At 58.3% G+C, this 15,546-nt stretch carries 11 protein-coding genes; 2 read left to right on the plus strand and 9 right to left on the minus strand.

All coding sequences use genetic code 11. From position 1 onward, the window contains the following. Nucleotides 1-13: 13 nt before the first annotated feature. The 6 genes from rluA to araB all read right to left on the minus strand — a co-directional run bounded on the left by rluA (nt 14) and on the right by araB (nt 10,156). A complete protein-coding gene (gene rluA, locus SP99_RS03355) occupies nt 14-673 on the minus strand; it encodes a bifunctional tRNA pseudouridine(32) synthase/23S rRNA pseudouridine(746) synthase RluA (protein ID WP_047957735.1) in 660 nt (219 codons plus the stop codon). Nucleotides 674-685: 12 nt separating this feature from the next. Then, complete coding sequence (rapA, locus tag SP99_RS03360; RefSeq protein WP_047957736.1) at nt 686-3,592, minus strand: RNA polymerase-associated protein RapA; 2,907 nt, start codon at nt 3,590-3,592, stop codon at nt 686-688. A 127-nt stretch (nt 3,593-3,719) separates the two neighbouring features. Continuing rightward, a complete protein-coding gene (polB, locus tag SP99_RS03365; RefSeq protein ID WP_047957737.1) occupies nt 3,720-6,077 on the minus strand; it encodes a DNA polymerase II in 2,358 nt (785 codons plus the stop codon). Between the two features lie 74 nt (nt 6,078-6,151). Next, nucleotides 6,152-6,847 (minus strand): L-ribulose-5-phosphate 4-epimerase, encoded by a 696-nt coding sequence (araD, locus tag SP99_RS03370; RefSeq protein ID WP_025758012.1) that lies wholly within the window; start codon nt 6,845-6,847, stop codon nt 6,152-6,154. Between the two features lie 86 nt (nt 6,848-6,933). Continuing rightward, nucleotides 6,934-8,436, minus strand: a complete 1,503-nt coding sequence (gene araA / locus SP99_RS03375) for an L-arabinose isomerase (RefSeq protein WP_025758011.1) — start codon at nt 8,434-8,436, stop codon at nt 6,934-6,936. Nucleotides 8,437-8,446: 10 nt separating this feature from the next. Next, nucleotides 8,447-10,156, minus strand: coding sequence for a ribulokinase (araB, locus tag SP99_RS03380; protein WP_047957738.1), 1,710 nt, complete (start codon nt 10,154-10,156; stop codon nt 8,447-8,449). Between the two features lie 337 nt (nt 10,157-10,493). On the opposite strand from araB, the gene araC reads away from it, so the two are divergent. Together araC and SP99_RS03390 are read left to right on the plus strand one after the other, a co-directional pair. Beyond that, complete coding sequence (gene araC / locus SP99_RS03385; RefSeq protein WP_047957739.1) at nt 10,494-11,339, plus strand: arabinose operon transcriptional regulator AraC; 846 nt, start codon at nt 10,494-10,496, stop codon at nt 11,337-11,339. Nucleotides 11,340-11,467: 128 nt separating this feature from the next. Continuing rightward, on the plus strand, nt 11,468-12,235 hold the full coding sequence (locus SP99_RS03390) for a DedA family protein (protein ID WP_047957740.1): 768 nt from the start codon (nt 11,468-11,470) through the stop codon (nt 12,233-12,235). Nucleotides 12,236-12,288: 53 nt separating this feature from the next. Here the strand turns inward: SP99_RS03390 and thiQ are convergent, their stop codons facing one another. From thiQ to thiB, 3 genes are read right to left on the minus strand one after another with little or no spacing between them, the layout of a single operon-like run. Next, entirely contained in the window at nt 12,289-12,990 is a 702-nt protein-coding gene (thiQ, locus tag SP99_RS03395; protein ID WP_047957741.1) for a thiamine ABC transporter ATP-binding protein ThiQ, read from the minus strand. Continuing rightward, nucleotides 12,974-14,584, minus strand: coding sequence for a thiamine/thiamine pyrophosphate ABC transporter permease ThiP (thiP, locus tag SP99_RS03400; RefSeq protein WP_047957742.1), 1,611 nt, complete (start codon nt 14,582-14,584; stop codon nt 12,974-12,976). The genes thiQ and thiP overlap by 17 nt, the downstream gene beginning before the upstream one ends. Beyond that, a complete protein-coding gene (thiB, locus tag SP99_RS03405; RefSeq protein ID WP_047957743.1) occupies nt 14,560-15,543 on the minus strand; it encodes a thiamine ABC transporter substrate binding subunit in 984 nt (327 codons plus the stop codon). Before thiB ends, thiP begins: the two co-directional genes overlap by 25 nt. Nucleotides 15,544-15,546 lie beyond the last annotated feature (3 nt).

Genomic DNA, 15,546 nt, shown 5'->3' on the forward strand with positions numbered 1-15,546 from the left:
GTCGGGCTTTTTTTTAGAAATCCACCGGGGCTTTAAACGTCATCGCGTTACCGAAGGCCGGATGGGTGATGGTGAGCGTCTGCGCATGGAGCTGAAGACGCGGCGCTAACGCCAGCGCCTCAGGCGGGGCGTAAAACCGGTCGCCCAGAATCGGATGCCCCAGGGCGAGCATATGCACGCGCAGCTGATGTGAACGTCCGGTAATCGGCTTAAGCAGGACGCGCGCGGTGTTATCCGTTGCGTACTCCAGCACTTCATACTCGGTCTGCGCGGCCTTGCCGGTTTCATAGCACACCTTCTGCTTTGGCCGGTTCGGCCAGTCGCAAATCAGGGGTAAATCCACCAGCCCTTCCGCCTGCGCAGGATGGCCCCAGACGCGGGCGACATACTGTTTCTTCGGCTCACGCTCGCGGAACTGGCGTTTTAACTCGCGTTCCGCGGCTTTATTCAGCGCCACCACAATCACACCACTGGTGGCCATGTCCAGGCGATGGACGGACTCCGCCTGAGGATAATCACGCTGAATACGCGTCATCACGCTGTCTTTGTGCTCATCCAGACGCCCCGGCACGGACAACAGGCCGCTGGGCTTGTTGACCACCATAATATGCTCATCCTGATACAGAATGACCAGCCAGGGATCCTGCGGTGGATTGTACGGCTCCATCACCATCTTGCGCTCCGTTTACTGATGCGTCACAACGATAAGACGCAGGGCGTCCAGACGCCAGCTCGCCTGATTCAGGCTTTCCAGCACCTGCTGACGGTTGCTTTCAATCGCCGTCAGTTCGTCGTCACGGATGTTGGGGTTAACCGCTTTTAACGCTTCCAGACGTGACAGCTCCGCAGACAGTTTCTCGTCGGCTTCATTGCGCGCGGTATCAATCAGCGCTCGGGCCGATTTTTCAATCTGGGTTTCACCCAGTTGCAGAATGGCATGCACATCCTGCTGAACTGCGTTAACCAGTTTGCTGCCCGTATGGCGATTCACCGCGCTCAGCTGGCGGTTGAAGCTCTCAAATTCAACCTGTCCTGCCAGGTTAGTGCCGTTTTTGTCCAGCAGCAGACGGACAGGCGTTGGCGGCAGGAAGCGGTTGAGCTGCAGTTGTTTCGGCGCCTGCGCTTCCACAACATAAATCAGCTCCAGCAGCAGGGTGCCGACAGGCAGCGCCTTGTTTTTCAACAAGGAGATGGTGCTGCTGCCGGTATCGCCGGACAGGATCAGGTCCAGGCCGTTGCGGATCAGCGGGTGTTCCCAGGTGATGAACTGAGCGTCTTCACGGGAGAGCGCCACATCACGCTCGAAGGTGATGGTGCAGCCATCTTCCGGCAGGCCCGGGAAATCCGGAACCAGCATGTGATCGGACGGGGTCAGGACAATCAGGTTCTCGCCGCGATCGTCCTGGTTAATGCCCACGATGTCGAACAGATTCATGGAGAAGCTGATCAGACTGGTGTCATCATCCTGCTCTTCAATGCTCTCGGCAAGCGCCTGCGCTTTTTCACCGCCGTTGGAGTGGATCTCCAGCAAACGGTCGCGGCCCTGTTCCAGCTGCGCTTTCAGCGCCTCGTGTTTCTCACGGCAGGTGGCGATCAGCTCATCGAACCCGTCCACGTTTTCCGGTGCGGCAAGATAGCCGATCAGATCGCCATGCACCTGATCGTAAATCGTGCGGCCCGTCGGGCAGGTATGTTCAAACGCATCCAGACCTTCGTGGAACCAGCGTACCAGCACGGACTGGGCGGTTTTTTCCAGATAAGGGACATGGATCTGGATATCATGCGCCTGGCCGATACGATCGAGACGGCCGATACGCTGTTCCAGCAGATCCGGGTTGAACGGCAGATCGAACATGACCAGGTTGCTGGCGAACTGGAAGTTACGGCCTTCAGAACCGATTTCAGAGCACAGCATCACCTGAGCGCCGCTGTCCTCTTCGGCAAACCACGCCGCGGCGCGGTCGCGTTCAACGATGGACATGCCTTCATGGAACACGGCGGCGCGGATACCTTCGCGTTCACGCAGGACCTGTTCCAGCTGTAGCGCAGTCGCCGCTTTGGCACAGATCACCAGCACTTTCTGGGAACGGTGGGCGGTCAGGTAGCCCATCAACCACTCCACGCGCGGATCGAAGTTCCACCAGGTGCCGGTATCACCTTCGAATTCCTGGTAGATTTGTTCCGGATAGAGCATGTCACGAGCACGCTCTTCCTGAGTTTTGCGTGCGCCCATGATGCCGGAGACTTTTATCGCCGTCTGATACTGTGTCGGCAGCGGCAGCTTTATGGTATGCAGTTCGCGTTTCGGGAACCCTTTCACACCGTTACGGGTGTTACGGAACAGCACGCGGCTGGTGCCGTGGCGGTCCATCAGCATGTCGATCAGCTCTTTACGCGCGGATTCTGCGTTATCGCTTTCACTGTTGGCAGCTTGCAGCAGCGGCTCAATGTCCTGCTCGCCAATCAGATCGCTCAGGGTATTAAGTTCGTCATTAGAGAGACGCTTGCCCGCCAGCAGCAGGGCGACGGCATCCGCGACCGGACGGTAGTTATTTTGTTCTTCGACGAACTGCGCAAAATCGTGGAAACGGTTAGGGTCGAGCAGACGCAGACGGGCGAAGTGGCTTTCCAGACCCAGCTGTTCCGGCGTTGCGGTCAGCAGCAGGACGCCAGGCACGCGCTCGGCAAGCTGCTCAATAGCCAAATATTCGCGGCTCGGTGCCTCTTCGCTCCAGACCAGATGGTGCGCTTCATCGACCACCATCAGATCCCATTCGGCATCACACAGGTGCTCAAGGCGCTGCTTGCTGCGGCGTACGAAGTCCAGGGAGCAGATCACCAGTTGTTCCGTTTCGAACGGGTTATCCGCGTCGTGCTGGGCTTCGGCATAGCGCTCGTCATCAAACAGGGAGAAGCGCAGGTTAAAGCGACGCAGCATTTCGACCAGCCACTGGTGCTGCAGGGTTTCTGGAACCACAATCAGCACGCGCTCGGCGGCGCCGGAAAGCAGCTGCTGATGCAGGATCATGCCTGCTTCAATGGTCTTACCCAGGCCCACTTCATCTGCCAGCAGCACGCGCGGGGCGTGACGACGGCCCACGTCATGAGCGATGTTCAGCTGGTGGGGTATCAGGCTGGTACGCTGGCCACGCAGGCCGCTCCACGGCATACGGTACTGTTCACTCTGGAACTTACGCGCGCGATAGCGCAGCGAGAAGCGGTCCATTCGATCGATTTGCCCGGCAAACAGGCGATCCTGCGGTTTGCTGAAAACCAGTTTGCTGTCGAGCAGCACTTCACGCAGGACGACATTGGTCTCGTCGGTATCCAGGCGAGTGCCAATGTAGGCGAGCAGTCCATTCTCTTCTTTTACGTCTTCAATCTTGAGCTGCCAGCCATCATGGCTGGTCACGGTGTCACCCGGATTAAACATTACGCGGGTCACAGGGGAGTCATTGCGAGCGTACAGGCGGTTTTCACCGGTGGCGGGGAAGAGGAGGGTAACCATACGCGCATCGACAGCAACGACGGTTCCCAATCCAAGTTCGCTTTCTGTATCGCTGATCCAGCGTTGACCAAGTGTAAAAGGCATAGTTGTTCGGCTCTAATCTTTAATTGCAGGCAATAGTTCGACCCCGTCAAAAAAGACGGTCATCGAAAAATGGGTCCGGGAATGGAAAGGGCGCTATGGTACTGGATGGCAGCCATTTCGTCACGCGTCAAAATAGGCCAAGTTGCCCTGTAACCAGTGTAGCAAAATCGTCGTCGATGAAGGGCAAAATTCCGTCTGCGACGGGCTGAAGCTGACGCGTCAGATAGTGATCGTAATCCAGAGGAGAGTGTTGATAATCCACAGGTTCCGGGCCGTTAATCGTCCAGACATATTTAATGGTTCCCCGGTTCTGATACTGCGGTGCACGACCCCGGCGCACGTTTTCTTCATCCGCCAGCCGCGCGGCGCGAACGTGGGGAGGGACGTTACGCTGGTACTCTGCGAGCGGGCGGCGCAGGCGCTTGCGATAGACCAGCTGTGCGTCAAGCTCACCCGCCATCAGGCTGGCTATCGTCTCGCGCACGTAATCCTGATAGGGCTCATTGCGAAACACCCGCAGATAGAGCGTTTGCTGGAACTGCTGCGCCAGGGGCGTCCAGTCGGTACGTACGGTCTCCAGCCCTTTAAAGACCATCCGCTGCGTGTCGCCTTCCTGAATCAATCCGGCGTAGCGCTTCTTGCTGCCCTGTTCGGTCCCGCGAATCGTGGGCATTAAAAAGCGGGCGAAATGGGTTTCAAATTCCAGCTCCAGCGCGCTGGTTAACCGCGCTTTTTGCAAATGCTCCTGCCACCAGCCGTTCACGAATTCGACCAGCGTTTTGCCGATGTGCGCGGCGTCCTCTTCTGAATGCACGCCCTTAAGCCACACAAAAGTGGAGTCCGTGTCGCCATAGATAACGTCATAGCCCTGAGATTCAATCAGCGCTTTGGTCTGGCGCATAATCTCGTGCCCGCGCATGGTGATCGAGGAAGCCAGCCGTGGGTCGAAGAAGCGACAGGCGCTGGTGCCCAGCACACCGTAAAAGGCATTCATGATGATTTTCAGCGCCTGTGAGAGTGGCTTGTTGCCGTGGCGCTTTGCCTCGTCGCGGCCATGCCAGATATTTCCCACAATGTCAGGCAGGCAGTGTTTTTCCCTCGAGAAGCGGGCGCCGAGGAAGCCTTCTGTGCTGTGTTCATCATCCGGCTGGGCCATGCCTTCAATCAGCCCGACGGGATCGATCAGAAAGGTGCGGATAATCGACGGATAGAGGCTTTTGTAATCTAGCACCAGTACGGAGTCATACAGTCCTGGCCTGGAATCCATAACGTAGCCGCCAGGGCTGGCCTGCGGCGGCACCTCGCCGAGGTTAGGGGCGACATAGCCTGCCCGGTGCATCCGGGGGAAGTAGAGGTGGCTAAAGGCCGCCACGGAGCCGCCGTGCCTGTCAGCCGCAAGACCGTTCACCGTCGCACGCTCCAGCAAAAACGGCATAATCTCGGTTTTGTGGAAAATCTGCGTGACCAGCTCGCAATCTTTAAGGTTATAGGTGGCGAGCGCCGGTTTATCTTCGTTAAAGCGCCGGTCAATCTCATCCATTCTGTCCCAGGGGTTGTCGATGGATTTGCCCTCGCCAAGCAGCTCCTGTGCGACCGCTTCAAGGGAGAAGGAAGAGAAATTCCAGAAGGCGGATTTCAGCGCCTCAATGCCATCGATAATCAGGCGGCCAGTCGCCTGGGCGAAGAAGACGCCGTTTTTAAAACCGTGTTCGCGCCACTCCAGCTCGTTGTTGCCGCGCCCGAGCATCAGCGGGATGCGATACCGCTCGGCATGTTTTTGCAGTACGCGCAGATCGAACTGCACCACGTTCCAGCCGATCAGGACGTCGGGATCGTAGTCGGCAAACCACTGGTTGAGCTTCTCCAGCAGCTGTGGCCGGCTGTTAACATACTCAAGCCGGAAATCCAGCGCGGAGGCATCACCGTTCGGCGGCCCAAGCATATAGACAACGCGATCGCCGCAGCCTTCAAGACCGATGCAGTACAGTTCACCGTGGCGGGTGGTTTCGATATCCAGCGACACCCATTTTAGCGGCGGGCGGTAGTGCGGGTTCGGCTTCAGGCGCGCGTTGCTAATTTTGCCGTTTTGCAATGAGCCATCGACCCAGACGGGAGCGGTAATAAACCGCTCCATCAGAAAGCGTTCAGGTGGGCGGATATCGGCTTCGTAGAGCGTCACGCCCGCTTCACGAAGCAGTTTTTCATAGCGCATCAGCTGGCGATGTGCGCGGCAGTAGAGGCCGAAAACCGGCTGACGGTGGAAGTCTTTCAGTTCAAGCGGTGTCAAACGCCAGCCGTTTTCGCCGCGCAGCAGCTGCTTTACTTTCCCGACATGCGCTTCAGGAATAAACGCGACGGACTCCTGTGGGGGCAGCGTGACCTGCAGCGGGCCGTTGTCCGTTGCCAGCCAGAATTCAACTTCAGTGCCCTGAGGGGTATCCCGCCAGTGTCGGGTCAGTAAAAAGCCTTCTTGCGCCTGCGCCACGCCGTTATCCCATAAAACAAAACCAGGCCTGATTATAGCCTGGTTGAATGTTTTATGCTGGGGATATATACAGCTTACTGCCCGTAGTAGGCCTTTGCACCGTGCTTGCGCAGATAATGTTTATCCAGCAGGGTTTGCTGCATGTCAGGCAGTTGTGGCGCCAGCTGGCGACAGAAGATCCCCATATAGGCAACTTCTTCAAGCACAATCGCGTTATGCACCGCATCTTCCGCGTTTTTACCCCAGGCGAATGGGCCGTGGGAGTGTACCAGCACGCCGGGCATTTGCGCCGCGTCGATTCCCTGTTTCTCGAAGGTTTCAACAATCACGTTGCCGGTTTCCCACTCGTACTCGCCGTTAATTTCAGCGTCGGTCATCAGGCGCGTGCAGGGGATGGTGCCGTAAAAGTAGTCTGCGTGGGTGGTGCCGGTCGCCGGAATGGACTGGCCCGCCTGCGCCCAGATGGTGGCATGGCGCGAATGGGTATGCACAATACCGCCGATGGTCGGAAATGAACGATACAGCAACCGGTGGGTTGGCGTATCGGAGGAGGGCTTTTTGTTCCCTTCCACCACTTCACCCGTTTCGATGCTGACAACGACCATATCGTCTGCGGTCATCACCGTGTAATCCACGCCGGAAGGCTTGATCACGAAGACGCCTTTTTCACGGTCAACGGCGCTCACGTTGCCCCAGGTGAGGGTGACGAGATTGTGTTTCGGCAGCGCCAGGTTAGCTTCGAGAACCTGACGTTTGAGATCGTCTAACATTGTTGTCTCCTGCCGGATGGCGCTTCGCTTATCCGGCCTACAGAACCGTAGGCCCGGTCAACGCAGCGCCACCGGGCATTCAGGGCTTAGCGTTTTGAACCGTAATAAACTTCGTTCCAGCGCAGCGCGTCTTTGAAAGCCGGCAGGCGGGTATCGTTATCAATCACGGTCAGCTCGATATCGTGCAGCTCGGCGAACTGACGCATGTCGTTCAGATCCAGCGCGTGGCTGAAGACGGTATGGTGCGCGCCGCCGGCCAGGATCCACGCTTCTGACGCGGTTGGCAGATCCGGCTGTGCTTTCCACAGGGCGTTAGCGACCGGCAGTTTTGGCAGAGAATGGGGCGTTTCAACGGCATCAACGCAGTTCACCAGCAGGCGGAAACGATCCCCCAGATCGATCAGGCTGGCGTTGATGGCCGGGCCGGTACGGGTGTTGAAGATCAGACGTGCCGGATCGGCTTTACCGCCAATGCCGAGGTACTGCACGTCGAGGATCGGCTTCTCTTCCACCGCGATAGAAGGGCACACCTCAAGCATGTGTGAGCCGAGCACCAGATCGTTGCCGTTCTCGAAGTGGTAGGTGTAGTCCTCCATGAAGGAGGTGCCGCCCTGCAGACCGGTCGACATCACCTTCATGATGCGAAGCAGAGCGGCAGTTTTCCAGTCGCCTTCCCCGGCAAAGCCGTAGCCCTGCTGCATCAGACGTTGTACTGCCAGGCCGGGCAGCTGTTTCAGGCCATGAAGATCTTCAAACGTCGTGGTAAAGGCGTGGAAACCGCCCTGTTCCAGGAAGCGCTTCATGCCCAGCTCAATGCGTGCCGCATCCAGCACGTTCTGGCGCTTGTCGCCGTTGATTTGTGCCGCAGGCGTCAGGCGGTAGCGGCTTTCGTACTCATCCACCAGCGCGCTGACGTCGCCGTCGCTGATTTCATTCACCACCTGTACCAGGTCGCCCACGGCCCAGGTGTTGACGGAGAAGCCAAACTTGATCTGCGCGGCCACTTTGTCGCCGTCGGTCACCGCCACTTCACGCATGTTGTCGCCAAAACGCACCACTTTCAGATGGCGGGTGTCCTGTTTAGAGACCGCCTGGCGCATCCAGGAGCCGATACGTTGTTGTGCATGGCTGTCCTGCCAGTGGCCGGTCACCACCGCGTGCTGCTGACGCATACGCGCGCCGATGAAGCCGAACTCGCGGCCGCCGTGCGCGGTCTGGTTCAGGTTCATGAAGTCCATGTCAATGCTGTCCCACGGCAAGGAGGCGTTGAACTGGGTATGGAACTGCAGCAGCGGTTTGTTAAGGATGGAGAGACCGTTGATCCACATTTTGGCCGGTGAGAAGGTGTGCAGCCACACCACCAGACCGGCGCATTTATCGTCGTAGTTCGCGTCGCGGCAGATATGGGTGATCTCATCCGGTGTCGTGCCCAGCGGTTTCAGCACCAGTTTGCAGGGCAGTTTGGCTTCCGCATTCAGCGCGTTAACAACGTGCTCCGCGTGTTTCGTTACCTGTTGCAGCGCCTGTGGTCCGTACAGATGCTGGCTGCCAATCACAAACCACACTTCATAGTTATTAAAAATGGTCATCATCGTGTCCTTAATGGGTCAGGGTTGCCGTAGTGTCCGCGGTGCTTTTGGCCGGGGCGGCGACAGGGAGATAGTGAAGTTCGGCGCTTTTTGCCCATTGCTGGTAGCGCTGATAAAGCTGTTCGAAGCGTTCTGCCTGCTGGGTACGCGGCTGGAGCGTATTTTCAACGGCGCTTGCCATGTGCTGCTGCGCAGTCGGGATATCGGCATGAACACCGGCGGCCACGGCGGCAAAAATTGCCGCGCCCAGCGCGCAGCATTGATCGGACGCGACAATCTGCAGCGGACGGTTCAGCACGTCGCAGCAGGCCTGCATGATGACCGGGTTTTTACGGGCAATGCCCCCCAGCGCCATCACGTTATTCACGTCGATGCCCTGCTCGGTGAAGCACTCCATAATCGCGCGGGCACCGAAGGCGGTGGCGGCAATCAGGCCACCGAACAGCGCTGGTGCGTCGGTCGCGAGGTTGAGATCGGTAATGACCCCTTTCAGGCGCTGGTTGGCAAACGGCGTGCGGCGACCGTTAAACCAGTCCAGCACTACCGGCAGGTGATCGAGAGACGGATTTTTTGCCCAGGCGTCCGTGAGCTGCGGCAGAAGCTGTTTTTTACTCTCGGCAATGTGCGCTTTCAGTTCCGGATGCGCGGCCGCCAGCTGATCCAGCGGCCAGCCCAGCACGCGACCAAACCAGGCGTAGATATCGCCAAACGCGGACTGACCGGCTTCGAGGCCAATGAAGTCCGGCACCACGCTGCCGTCAACCTGGCCGCAAATACCTTTCACCGCACGCTCGCCGACGGTGGCTTTATCCGCCGTCAGGATGTCGCAGGTGGAGGTGCCAATCACTTTCACCAGCGTATTAGGCTGCGCGCCGGCACCGACGGCGCCCATATGGCAGTCAAACGCGCCGCCGGAGATCGCCACGTTCTGCGGCAGGCCGAGACGCGTCGCCCACTCTTCGCAAAGCGTGCCGACGGGAATATCGGCGGTGAAGGTGTCGGTAAACAGCGGGTATTTCAGGTTTTTGTTGATGATCGGGTCGAGTTCATCGAAGAACGCCGCCGGAGGCAGGCCGCCCCAGCTTTCGTGCCAGAGGGATTTATGTCCGGCGCTGCAGCGGCCGCGGCGGATATCCTGTGGCCGCGTGGTGCCAGAGAGCAGGGCGGGAACCCAGTCGCACAGTTCAATCCAGGAGACGGCTGCCTGGGCAACCGATGCGTCCGCGCGGGTAACGTGCAGGATCTTGGCCCAGAACCATTCGCTGGAGTAAATCCCGCCAATGTAGCGCGAGTAGTCTGTTTTACCTGGCTGATGGCACAGGCGGGTGATAGCTTCGGCCTCTTCCACGGCGGTATGGTCTTTCCACAACACGAACATGGCGTTCGGGTTGTCGGCAAACTCCGGGCGCAGCGCGAGTACGCGCCCTTCGGCATCCACAGGGGCGGGCGTGGAGCCAGTGCTGTCGACGCCAATCCCGACAATCTCTGCCCGCTGGGCCTCAGTCAGGTCAGCAAGGACGGTTTTGATTGCCGCTTCCATCGACTCAATGTAGTCACGCGGGTGGTGACGGAACTGGTTGTTTGGCGCATCGCAGTAGCGCCCCTCTTGCCAGCGCGGGTACCACTCAACGCTGGTTGCTATCTCCTGGCCGGACGTACAGTCCACTGCCAGCGCACGAACCGAGTCGCTGCCAAAATCGAGGCCAATCGCAATTGCCATGGTGTTGCTCCATCGAAAAAACAGGTATGGAAGAACATTAGAGACTGGGGGCGAAAATCGTCAGGCAGGATCCGCTAATCTTATGGACTAAATTGCTGTTACAACGGAAAGTGTGACGCCGTGCAAATATTCAATGTGGACATTTCTGCCGCACTTATAGACACTTTTGTTACTGCTGATCTGCCTGCTCTGGCGGAGAAATCAGGGGGAAAGGCTGAAACATGGCGGACGTAAAAGAGGCATAACGCTTTTGAGATCTTTTCGCAGACCATTTTTGACCTGCTTTTAATGATATGGACAATTGGTTTCCTTCAGGACCCTTGGGAGAACTGAATCTATGGCCGAAACGCAAAACGATCCCCTTCTGCCGGGATACTCGTTTAACGCGCACCTTGTGGCGGGGCTGACCCCTATCGAGGCTGAGGGATATCTCGATTTTTACATTGACCGACCGCTCGGGATGAAAGGTTATATTCTCAACCTGACCGTGCGAGGGGAGGGGGTTATCAAGAATGGTGACCAGCAGTTCATCTGCCGCCCCGGAGACATCCTGCTGTTCCCCCCGGGAGAGATCCACCATTACGGCCGTCACCCGGATGCCAAGGAGTGGTATCACCAGTGGGTCTACTTCCGTCCGCGCGCCTACTGGCAGGAGTGGCTTTCATGGCCAGCCATTTTTGCGCACACCGGTTATTACCGCCCGGATGAGGCGCATCTGGCGCAGTTTCGCGAGCTTTTTGCGCAGATTATTGAGGCGGGGCAGGCGGGAGGCCGTTATGCCGAACTGCTGGCGATTAACCTGCTTGAACAACTGCTGCTGCGACGGATGGAGGCGATTAACGCGTCGCTGAATCCGCCGCTGGATAACCGCGTGCGCGATGCCTGCCAGTACATCAGTGACCATCTGGCCGATAGCCAGTTTGATATCGCCAGCGTTGCCCAGCATGTCTGTCTCTCACCGTCGCGGCTGTCGCATCTGTTTCGTCAGCAGCTTGGCGTCAGCGTGCTGAGCTGGCGTGAGGATCAGCGTATAAGCCAGGCGAAGCTTCTGCTCAGCACCACCCGGATGCCGATCGCCACCGTGGGGCGCAACGTAGGCTTTGAAGATCAGCTCTATTTTTCTCGTGTGTTTAAAAAGTGTACCGGCGCCAGCCCGAGCGAATTCCGCGCGGGTTGTGAATGAACGGTAAAAAAAGATAAACAAACAGGTGAATGCTCAAAGCAACCTGTAAACTATTCAGACAATTGTTGCCTTGACGCGGTGCGGGGCGCTAAGCAGAATCGCTGATTCGTTTTCTGACCGGAATAGTTATGCAGGCATTGCTGGAACACTTTATCACCCAGTCCGTTATGTATTCGCTCATCGCCGTGGCGCTGGTGGCCTTTCTGGAATCGCTGGCGCTCGTGGGGTTAATCCTGCCCGGCACCGTGATGATGGCAGGGCTTGGCGCGCTGATTGGCAGCGGTGAGGTCAATTTCTGGCAGGCGTGGCTGGCCGGGATCGTCGGCTGTCTGCTGGGCGACTGGATCTCCTTCTGGCTGGGCTGGCGCTTTAAGAAGCCGCTGCACCGCTGGTCGTTCATGAAAAAGAACAAAGCCTTGCTGGATAAAACCGAGCAAGCGCTGCACCAGCACAGCATGTTTACCATTCTCGTCGGCCGCTTTGTCGGCCCCACGCGTCCGCTGGTTCCCATGGTCGCCGGGATGCTGGATCTGCCGGTCGCAAAATTCGTAGTGCCGAATATCATCGGCTGCGTCTTCTGGCCGCCGTTCTACTTCCTGCCGGGGATCCTCGCGGGTGCGGCCATCGATATTCCTGACGGTATGCAAAGCGGCGAGTTTAAGTGGCTGCTGCTGGGTACCGCGCTGCTGCTGTGGCTGGCGGCATGGCTGTGCTGGCGTCTGTGGCGCAGCGCGAAAGCGAATATCGATCGCCTGACGCGCTATCTTCCCCGCGCTCGCCTGTTGTGGCTGGCGCCGCTGACGCTGGGCGTGGCGGTGGTGGCGCTGGTGGCGTTGATTCGTCACCCGCTGATGCCGGTGTACGGTGAGATCCTGTTGAAGGTTGTGAGCCATTGATGTTGTTTTCCCTCTCCCCGGACTGTACATGGGAGAGGGGCAGGGTGAGGGCATCAGGCCGCAGGAATGCCCAACAATGAAGACGCCCCCGCCTTACCACTCAGCAGCGCTTCTGTTGCTCCATCCCACAAAATGCGTCCCTCCGCGATTACTACCGATCGCGGGGCAATCCGTGCGGCATCCTCGATGCTGTGCGACACCATCAGCATCGTCAGCTGCTGGCGCTGACAGACGTCCTGCACCAGCGCCAGCATCTCCTGACGCAGGGCGGGATCGAGCGCAGAGAACGGCTCATCCAGCAGCAGTACCGGCTGTTCGCGCACCAGACACCGCGCCAGCGCCACGCGCTGACGCTGGCCACCAGAGAGCTCGCCCGGCAGTCTGTCGATAAACCCGATGATCCCCATCTGTGTAGCAATGATCTCCAGCTTTTGACGTTGGGCTGCGTTCAGCTTGAGTCCCGGATCCATCCCGAGGGCAATGTTCTGCCGCACTGTCAGATGGGTAAACAGGTTATTTTCCTGAAACAGCATGGAGACAGGACGTTGTGCGGGGGGCGTGTGGGTATGGTCCCGGTTTTCAATGACTATAGATCCGCTCGCCGGCTGCAGAAAACCCGCAATCAAATTAAGCAGCGTGCTTTTACCCGCTCCGCTTGGTCCGAGCACAGCAATCATCTCTCCCTGGCGCACGGAGAGCGTGAAGCGCATCGGCAGATGCTGATAGAGCCAGGTTACATCAGTCAGTTTTAACATTACGCCCCGGAAGTTTTTCGATTACGGTAAATAAAGCAAAGCACAGCAGCAGCAGTAACAGTGCGGTAACCGCGCCGTCCTGGCTGCGGTAAGAGCCGATTTGCTGATACAGCCAGTAGGGCAGCGTACGGAAATTGTCATTGCCAAACAGCGCCACGACCCCAAAGTCACCAATGGAGAGCACGCAGGCAAACGCCAGCGCCTGCGCCAGCGGGCGTTTTAGCGCGCGTAATTCCACCACCTTCAGCCGTTGCCAGCCCTGCATCCCCAGCGACTGACAGAGCAAACTGTAGCGGCTGTTGACATCGCGCATCGGGTTTTCCAGTACCTTGAGCGCGTAAGGGATGGCCATTAACGCATTGGTAAAGATCACAATGCCGTCAGCGCTGTCCGGCAGGCCGAGGGTGCTGTTGAACAGCAGGAAGAAGCCCGTCGCCAGCACGATGCCTGGCATGGCCAGAATCAGCATGCCTGTCAGCTCCAGCGCGTGTCCGGCCTTTCGGGCGTGCCGGGCATAGAGTTCACGGCTGCTCCACAGCAGCATCATGGTCAGCATGACGCACAGCAGCCCGGCCGCCAGCGCAATGCGAAGCGAGGTCCCGGTGGCCTGCCAGAGGACAGGCTGTTGCAGAACGGACAGAAGATTGAGGTTCAGACCGTCAATGATAACGGCCAGCAGCGGCGGTAGCAGCAGCGCCAGCGCCAGCGCAATCAGGAGAACATCGGAGATGCGGCTGTGCAGGCTGTCCTGCGGATCGCGCCAGCCCGCTATCTGATTACTGCCAGGGGGAATGGCTTTACTCAGGCGCTGGCTGAGCATGACCAGAGCCAGACAGCACGTCATCTGGACTATCGCCAGCAGCGCGGCGCGTCCGGGATCGTAGTCGTAACTCAGCGCCTGGTAAATCGCCAGCTCAATGGTGGTGGCCTGCGGCCCGCCGCCGAGTGAAAGCACGGTTGCAAAGCTGGCAAAGCAGAGCATGAAGATCAATGCCGCTACGGGCGGGAGCTGGCGGCGCAGCCACGGCCATTCGACAAAGCGGAAGAATGAGATGCCGCGCATACCAAGCTGGGCGGCAATCTGACGCTGTTCGCCGGGAATGTTCTCCAGCGCCTGCAAAAAGAGGCGTGTCGCCATCGGCATATTGAAAAACACGTGCGCCAGCAAAATGCCTTTCAGCCCGTAAGGCGAGAAGGTCCATTCAAGACCAAGCAGGCCGCACAGAGAGGCCAGCCAGCCCTGGCGGCCGTAAACGCTGAGAATGCCAAAAACGGCCACCAGCACGGGCAGGATCAGGGTCATGGCGCACAGGCGCAGCAGGGCCTGCCTGCCAGGGAAACGCCTGCGATAGAGCGCGCGTGCAAGAAAAATGGCCGGAATGACCGACAGCAGGGCAGACAGAAACGCCTGCCAGAATGAAAAACGGATGACGTGCCAGAGATAGCTGTCGTGCCAGAGCGCGAGCAGGTCGCTCTCTGGCGCGTTAAACCACAACGCAAGAAAGGCACCCAGACTGACCGCCACCATGACTATGGCGGCGAGCAGCCCGGGCAGTAACCAGCCGGGAATTAACGGCTGACGGCGCGTTGCCATTCACTTACCCATGCTGCACGCTGCGCGGCGACCTGCTGCGGCGTAAATTCCAGCGAGGTTTTTGGTTTGGTCAGCTGCTCGAACCCTGCTGGTAGCGCAACATTCGTGACGGGATACATCCAGTTCCCTGCAGGAATAGCGTTCTGGAAGGCAGGTGATACCATAAATTTCAGGAATTTTTCTGCCAGCTCCGGCTGTTTGCTGGCGGCGGTACGCGCGGCCACTTCTACCTGCAGATAATGCCCTTCAGCAAAATCAGCAGCCGCGTAGTTGTCTTTCTTCTCGGCGATAATGTGGTAAGCCGGGGAGGTGGTGTAGCTCAACACCAGGTCGCTTTCGCCTTTCAGGAACAGGCCATAGGCTTCGCTCCAGCCTTTGGTCACCGTCACGGTTTTGGCGGCCAGCTTCTGCCACGCCTGGGGCGCTTTGTCCCCGTAGACTTTTTGCATCCACAGCAGCAGGCCCAGACCCGGCGTACTGGTGCGCGGGTCTTCATAAATTACACGCCATTTCTGGTCGCTTTCCACCAGCTCTTTCAGGCTCTTCGGCGGGTTTTTCAGCTTGTTTTTGTCATAGACAAAAGCAAAGTAGCCGTAGTCGAACGGCACAAAGGTGTCGTTTTTCCAGCCGCCAGGCACGTTAACGGCTTCTGCCGCTACGCCGCTTTTGGCAAAGAGTTTGGTTTGCGAGGCGGCCTCCAGCAGGTTGTTATCGAGCCCGAGTACCACATCCGCTTTACTGTTTTTTCCTTCCATGCGCAGACGGTTGAGCAGGGAAACGCCGTCCTCCAGCGCCACGAACTTCAGTTCGCAGTTACAGTCCGCTTCAAAGGCTTTTTTGACGACCGGGCCTGGGCCCCAGTCGGCAGAGAAAGAGTCGTAGGTGTAGACCGTCAGAACGGGCTTAGCTAAAGCAGGCAGCGCAAACAGCGCCAGCAGGGGAAGAACTTTTTTTAACACTTT

Origin of the sequence: Enterobacter sp. BIDMC92 (genome assembly GCF_001030225.1) — a bacterium.
GTDB classification, from domain to species: domain Bacteria; phylum Pseudomonadota; class Gammaproteobacteria; order Enterobacterales; family Enterobacteriaceae; genus Enterobacter; species Enterobacter sichuanensis.